Raw genomic sequence first — 6000 nt, 5'->3', positions numbered from 1 at the left:
AGATGTGTATGAGGGACAGGGTGGTGACTGTCGGCGGGGTGGTGACTGTCGGGGGAGTGGTGACCGGAGGCGGTGTCGTCGTGGACGGCGGGGTGGTGACCGTCGGGGGAGTGGTGACCGGAGGCGGTGTCGTGGACGGCGGCGTGGTGACCGGCGGGGGCGTCGTGACGGGTGGCGTGGTGACCGGGGGCGTCGTCGTCGGCGGTGTCGTGACGGTCGGCGGCGTGGTCCCCGGCGGCGTGCTGGCCGCGGGCGGTGTGCTGGCCGCGGGCGGTGTGGTGACCGGCGGGGTCGTCGTCCCGGAGGTCGTGGACGGCGGGGCGGACGCCGACGGGCTCGCGGCCGGAGGCACCGCCAGCGGGGGACCCGGGTTCGCCGGCGGCTCCGACGGCGGGGGCACCGCGACGGTCGGCACGGTGGACGGCGGCGTCCCGGCGTACTCGGCGGCGAGGGTCAGCACCGTCGCGACGTAGCTGTCGGAGTGGTTGTAGGCCAGGACGGCCCGCCGCCGCCCCTCCACGGTGGTGAGGTCCCCGCCGGCGGCGCACAGGTACCGGGCGGTCGCCCGGGCGGCGTCGTGGATGTCGAAGGGGTCGCTGCTGCCGTCGCCGTCCCCGTCGGCGGCGTAGCGCGCCCAGGTGGACGGGATGAACTGCATCGGGCCGACGGCGCGGTCGTAGACCGTGTCGCCGTCGAGGTGCCCACCGTCGGTGTCCCGGATGACTGCCGTGCCGTTCCCGTCCAGCGGGATGCCGATGATCCGCGGGGCCGACCGCCCGTCGGTCTGCAGCACCGCCCCGGCGAAGCGTCCGTGGTTGGACTCGACGCGGCCGATCGCGGCGACCAGCGACCAGTCGATGCCGCAGTCGGCCGGCGCCTCCGCGGCCGCGGAGTCGTAGGCGGCCTTGGCGACCGACGGGATGCCCCCGGCCGCCAGCCCGGACGCGGCCGCCGCCGCGCCCGACGACGCGGCACTCCGCGACGACGCCGCGTTCGGCGACGGCGACAGGGTCGTGCCGGGAGCGGTGTCCGGAGCGGAGGTGGACGTGCCGACCGGCTGGGCGGACGTCTGGAACCCCGCCGACGGCGGACCCTGCGAGGTGCTCGCGGCCGGCCGCGCGGCGTCGCTCACCTGCGAGGTGGTCATCAGGGTGGCGGCGGCGAGCACCACGGCCGCGCCCTGCCACAGGCCCGGCCCGTGCCGGTGCTGCCGCGGGGGCGGCGCCGGGACCCGGGGGACGCGCGACCGTCGCCGACGTGGACCCGCCCCGGACATCCCCGACATGGCACCGTCCCCCATGACCCGCACGCCTCACTCCTGGCGGGAGCCAGTCTTCCCCGGCCGGCCGGCTCGCGCGCCCGCCAATCCGGGGGGGTGTGGACCTGGGCGGCGCCGAGCTGCGCGACCAGCAGCGGCACGTCGCCCGGCCCACGTCGCACCCGGCCGGACCCGCCTAGCATGAGCGCCCGGCGGAGCAGCGGTGAGGACGGCGACGGTGGCGGCACGGCGCGAGGAGGGCAGGGCGGCCACACTCGTCCTGCACAAGATCACCCGGATCCTGAACTGCTTCTCCGTCGAGACGCCCGACCCGACGATGCGCGACCTCGTCCGGGCCACCGGTCTGCCCCCGACCACCTGCCAGCGGCTGGTGCAGGACCTGGTCTACGAGGGCTTCCTCGACCGGGACGGCGACCGGTACCGCATCGGCATCTCGCTGGTGCGCTGGGCGACGCCGGGGACCCTGGGGCTCGACGTCGTCCGGCTGGTCAAGCCGGTGCTCCAGCAGCTGCGCGACGAGACGGGTGAGACCGCCTGCCTCTACGTGCGGGACGGCGTGTTCCGGACGGTGGTCGCCGTCGCGGAGACCCGCCACGTCGTGATGCGCCCGTTCATGGTCGGCATGGTCATGCCCATCCACGCCGGCGCGCCCGGCAAGGTCTTCCTCGCCTTCGACCCCGAGGCACGCCGCGCCCTCGAGGGCGGCGAGCTGGCCCGCTTCACCCCGGCGACGCCCACGAGCCTCGAGGAGCTCGACCGGCAGGTCGCGGCGGTCCGGGAGCGGGGCTTCTCCGCCGCCTTCGGGGAGCGCCACGCCGACGTCGGCTCGATCGCCGCGCCCGTCCTCGACCACACGTGCGAGCTCGCCGTGGTGCTGGGCCTGGGCTTCCCGACGCAGCGGGTCACCGAGCGCGACGTCGAGCGGCTGGGCCCCGTCGTGGCCCGTGCGGCGGCGGACGCCAGTGCGCGGCTGGGCTACGACCCGGCGCTCCGCCGGCTCCCGGTCGGGGGGCGGGTGGCCGCGGCCGACGGGTGAGCCCGCCGGTTCCCCGAGCGGCTGCGCCGTCCACCCCTCGGGGTGACATCTGTGTTGCACGGCTGGACCCCGGCCCCGTCGGTGCCGACCGTCCTGGCAACCGATGGAAGGAGCCGTCATGCGGAACATGGCGTGCAGGGCCGTGGCCCAGGCCTCACTGGTGGCGACGACGGCCTCGCTGGACGACGAGCAGGCGTGGCCGTTGCTGCTGGTCGCCGGCTGGCTGACCACCGCGGCCGACCTGGTGCAGCAGGCCGACGCCCTGGAGGCCGTCCTCGTCTGAGGCCCCGACTGTATGCAGGGAGGCGCGGCTCGGTGACGATGGGGGCCGTGCCCGACCTCCCGGCTCCTGCCTCCGGTCCATGAGGGACGTCCCCGCCGCCGCCCGTCGTCTCGACGCGGCGCTCGAGTGGGCGCCCACCGGACGGCGTGCGGTGCCGGTCCTCGTGGTGCTGGTCGTCGTGGCCAACCTGGTCGGCGTCGGCACCGTCGCGCTGCTCCTGCTCGGCCTCTCCGCCGGCGCGCACGACCCCGAGGGCGGCCGCGCCGTCATCGTGCTGACCGCGCTGGTCTACCTCGCCGTCGCGCTGCCGCTCGGCGTCCTCGTCGGGCTGCGGCTGCAGCGGCCGACCGCGGCCTGGCTGGCCGCCGGTCGCCGTCCCACCCCGTCCGACGCCGCCCGCGCGCTGCGGCTGCCCGTCGACATCGCCCTCGTCGCCGCCGTCACCTGGCTCGGCGGCGCGCTGCTGGTCGGCGTCGTCGGCGCGGTCGTCTCACCGTTCCCCCTCGTCGGACTGCGGATCGGTCTGGCCGCGCTGCTCGGTGGCGTGGTGACCGCCGGCGTCAGCTACCTGCTGGCGCTGCGGCTCGGCCGGGACGTCACCGCCCGCGCGCTCGAGGCCCACCCGCCGACGGGTGCGCTCAGCCTCGGCGTCCGCCCTCGGCTGCTGCTCACCTGGGGCCTGACCAGCGGCGTCCCGCTGCTCGGCCTGTCGCTGCTCTTCCTCGACCCGAGCAACCCCCAGGGGCCCAACGAGGCCGCGGTCGTCTTCCTCACAGTCGTCGCCCTGCTCGTCGGGCTGCTCGCCACCCTGCTGACCGGCCGCTCGGTCGGGGCGCCGCTGCGCGACCTGCGCCGCGCGGTGCAACGGGTCGGCGCGGGCGACCACGACGTCCGGGTGCCGGTGAACGACGCCGGCGAGATCGGGCTGCTGCAGGAGGGTGTCAACACGATGGTCGCCGGCCTCGCCGAGCGCGAGCGGCTGCGCGACCTGTTCGGTCGCCACGTGGGGACGACGGTCGCCCAGCAGGCCCTGGTCACCGGCGTCTCGCTCGGCGGCGAGCTGCGCACGGTCGCCGCGCTCTTCGTCGACATCGCCGGGTCCACGTCGCTGGTGCTGCGCACCGGGCCCGAGGAGATGGTCGGGCTGCTCAACCGCTTCTTCGCTGTGGCCGTCGAGATCGTCCAGAGCGAGGGCGGGCTGGTCAACAAGTTCGAGGGGGACGCCGTCCTGTGCGTCTTCGGCGCTCCCACCGACCACCCCGACCCGGCCGGCGCGGCGCTGCGGGCGGCGCGGCGGATCGCGGTGGCCGTGCGAGCCGCGGGTGAACTCGACCTCGGCGTCGGCGTGGCCTGCGGTCAGGTGTGGGCCGGGCAGGTCGGCGCCGCCAGCCGGCTGGAGTACACGGTCATCGGTGACCCGGTCAACGAGGCCGCCCGGCTCACCGACCTGGCCAAGGACGTGGCCCGGCGCGTCGTCGCCAGTGAGGACGCCGTGCGCGACGCCGGCGCAGGGGAGGAGCGGCACTGGGAGCCCGGCGCGGTCGCCGAGCTCCGCGGCCGTCACCGACCCACGCGGACCTGGGTCCTGCGCCCGGGCTGACACTCGCCCGGCGCTGGTGGCAGCCTCCCTGCTGCTTGCCTCCCGGCTCTTGGCTGCCTGGCTCTCAGCTGCCTAACCGCTGTGCTCCCGGCCGCCACTCGTGGCGGCCGTCCGGTCTTTCCGCATCCCGGTGGCGTCGCCTTCGTCCTCGTACCGCCGATGCTGTTCCGCGGGCCTGGCCTGCAGCTTCCTCTTGCGACGTGCGTCCAGTCGAACGTGTGATCGGACGCGTGGACGACGGCGCGCAGACCGGCACGCTGGCTGGTGGCGCGCCTGTCGCGGGGTGGGCGAGCGGTCCGTTGGGTGTGGTGCAGGCCGCGGATCGGGAGATCGCCCGGCAGACCGCGGTCAAGGCCGGCTACTGCACCAGCGACCACCGCGGCACACACCAGGCCCCCGGCTGGACCCGCACCCTCACCCCCGACGGCACCCTCACCGTCACCACACCCACCGGCCTCACCGCCGTCACCGAACCCCCGCCCTACTGAGCGAGGGCCATCCGTCCTGCTGCATAGGAGGCCGCGGGGGAGGTGGTGCTGCGCTTCAGGAGCAGGAGCAGGAGCAGGAGCAGGAGCCGGTCACGGGGCGGCCCAGGGCGGCACACCGACCGCGCGAGGAGGTACGACGAAGCGGGGCCCCGGCCCGAATCGCGGGAAGGGGCGTCGCTGCGAGACTGGACCGGCAGGGCGCGAACCGACGCGCCGGGCCTCAGCTGGCGATCTGCCCACCCGGCGGGTGCGACCGCACGACGACGAGCACGTCCTCGGCTTCGAGCGTGCCGATCAGCGGGTCGTCGAAGCGCAGCGTGCGTCCGCCCCGGGTCACCGACAGCACGATGTCGCGCAGCTGCCGCGGCCCCAGACCCACCTCGCCGGCGGTGACCCGGCGCTGCTGGAGGTCGAGCCCCTGGCCGCCGGTGACCAGATCCTCGACCGTGGCCACGACCCGCGGGGCGTCCGTGGACAGACCCAGCAGCCGCCCCGAGGTGGCCGAGGTCGTGATGACCGTGTCAGCCCCCGACTGGCGCAGCAGCGCGGCGTTCTCCTCCTCGCGCACCGAGGTGGTGATCGGCACGCTGGGGTTCAGCTGGCGCACGGTGAGCGTGATCAGCACCGACGCGTCGTCCCGGTTGGCGGCGACGATCACGGCGCGGGCGCGCTCGACGTGCGCTCGGCGGAGGACGTCGGTGCGGCCGGCGTCGCCGACGATCCCGTGCAGCCCCACCGAGTTGGCCTCGTCGATCGCCCGGTGGTCGGGGTCGACGATGATGATCTGTTCCAGCGGGGTGCCGCTGGCCTGCAGGGAGCGGATCGCGCTGCGGCCCTTGGTGCCGTAGCCACACACGATGACGTGCTGGCGCACGCGGGACCTCCAACGGCGGATGCGGAACTCCTCGCGGGAGCGCGTGGTGAGCGCCTCGAGGGTGGTCCCGATGAGGATGATGAGGAACAGCACGCGCAGCGGCGTGATGACGAGGACGTTGACCAGCCGTGCGGTGTCACTGACCGGCGTGATGTCGCCGTAGCCGGTCGTCGAGAGTGTGACGGTCGTGTAGTAGAAGGCGTCGAGGAGGTCGACCTGACCGTCGATGGTGTCCCGGTAGTCGTCCCGCTCGAAGTAGACGATCGCCACGGTGAGCAGCAGCACGAATGTCGCCGCGATCATCCGCTGGGCGACCTGGCGGGTGGGGGTCGGCTCGACGTGCGCGAGCTGTACCCCGGTGTGTTCGGTCCCCGCCTCGGTCTCGCTCGCCACCCGCCGGACGATAGTGAGCCGACCAGGATCCTGCCTGCACCGCCGTA

6 protein-coding genes are annotated in these 6000 nt (G+C 75.0%); 4 read left to right on the top strand and 2 right to left on the bottom strand.

Translation table 11 applies throughout. From position 1 onward, the window contains the following. Positions 1–1171, bottom strand: a 1171-nt coding sequence (locus CNO22_RS28320; RefSeq protein ID WP_198588266.1) for a lytic transglycosylase domain-containing protein, incomplete at its 3' end; no start/stop codon positions are given. 310 nt (positions 1172–1481) lie between these two features. Here CNO22_RS28320 and CNO22_RS11685 point away from each other — a divergent pair. The 4 genes from CNO22_RS11685 (at position 1482) to CNO22_RS28310 (ending at position 4686) form a co-directional block, all read left to right on the top strand. Continuing rightward, a complete protein-coding gene (locus tag CNO22_RS11685) occupies positions 1482–2315 on the top strand; it encodes an IclR family transcriptional regulator (RefSeq protein ID WP_198588265.1) in 834 nt (277 codons plus the stop codon). A gap of 118 nt (positions 2316–2433) precedes the next feature. After that, positions 2434–2598 carry a hypothetical protein gene (locus tag CNO22_RS28315; RefSeq protein ID WP_170856897.1) on the top strand — a complete coding sequence of 55 codons (165 nt, stop codon included), beginning with the start codon at positions 2434–2436 and terminating at the stop codon, positions 2596–2598. Positions 2599–2677: 79 nt separating this feature from the next. Then, on the top strand, positions 2678–4198 hold the full coding sequence (locus tag CNO22_RS11680; RefSeq protein WP_100499537.1) for an adenylate/guanylate cyclase domain-containing protein: 1521 nt from the start codon (positions 2678–2680) through the stop codon (positions 4196–4198). 218 nt (positions 4199–4416) lie between these two features. Further along, entirely contained in the window at positions 4417–4686 is a 270-nt protein-coding gene (locus tag CNO22_RS28310; RefSeq protein WP_198588267.1) for a hypothetical protein, read from the top strand. 220 nt (positions 4687–4906) lie between these two features. On the opposite strand, the gene CNO22_RS11670 is transcribed toward CNO22_RS28310, so the two are convergent. Then, positions 4907–5953, bottom strand: coding sequence for a potassium channel family protein (locus CNO22_RS11670; protein WP_198588264.1), 1047 nt, complete (start codon positions 5951–5953; stop codon positions 4907–4909). Positions 5954–6000: the final 47 nt, after the last annotated feature.

The sequence above is a fragment of the Geodermatophilus chilensis genome, assembly GCF_002802985.1.
Lineage (GTDB): Bacteria > Actinomycetota > Actinomycetes > Mycobacteriales > Geodermatophilaceae > Geodermatophilus > Geodermatophilus chilensis.
Note: the sequence above shows the minus strand (reverse complement) of the source record. Positions and strands in the feature narration are given on the sequence as shown.